The sequence below is a fragment of the Paenibacillus sp. 2KB_20 genome, assembly GCF_052115765.1.
Lineage (GTDB): Bacteria > Bacillota > Bacilli > Paenibacillales > Paenibacillaceae > Paenibacillus_AQ.
On sequence record NZ_JBFRHH010000040.1, the window covers coordinates 1 to 676 of the forward strand.

1 tRNA gene and 1 rRNA gene are annotated in these 676 nt (G+C 47.0%); both read left to right on the forward strand.

From position 1 onward, the window contains the following. Window positions 1–157 precede the first annotated feature (157 nt). A tRNA-Ala gene (locus AB4124_RS34025) sits at window positions 158–233 on the forward strand. A 296-nt stretch (window positions 234–529) separates the two neighbouring features. Next, a 23S ribosomal RNA gene (locus AB4124_RS34030) occupies window positions 530–676 on the forward strand; the annotation flags it as partial.

Sequence of the window (676 nt, forward strand, 5' to 3'; positions counted from 1 at the left end):
GCTGGTTAGAGCGCACCCCTGATAAGGGTGAGGTCGGTGGTTCGAGTCCACTAGGGCCCACCATATAAATACTAACTTCATAAGGTAAGTGTCGGGATGTACGGAAAGTAATCGTAAATCTCGAATCCATGCTTCACTTTTTTGGAGTGGAAATTATGGGGCTATAGCTCAGCTGGGAGAGCGCCTGCCTTGCACGCAGGAGGTCAGGGGTTCGATCCCCCTTGGCTCCACCATAAACTTTCATATCACTTCCATAAATTGCAGGTTGAACTGCAGATTATAACATGGTATGATAATCTTCCGGTCGAAAGACTGGGGGTTGATCCTTGAAAACTAGATAACGAAACGAATTTGCGCAATTAGAAATATCCTTTTAGCTGAACTTGTGTCAAACAAGTTTAAATAAAACGGTAGCAGCGGAAGATTCGTGACAGTCGATCCTTTGGAAGTTTCGTTTCCACCTATTAACTCGTTTAGTAGRTCAGGAAACAAACGRACAACAGAGCGAATGGCGCGAAACTGAAGCGTTGGTTAAGCTACTAAGAGCACACGGAGGATGCCTAGGCGCTAGGAGCCGAAGAAGGACGTGGCGAACAACGATACTGCCTCGGGGAGCTGTAAGCAAGCTTCGATCCGGGGATGTCCGAATGGGGAAACCCAGCTGATGTAATAGTCA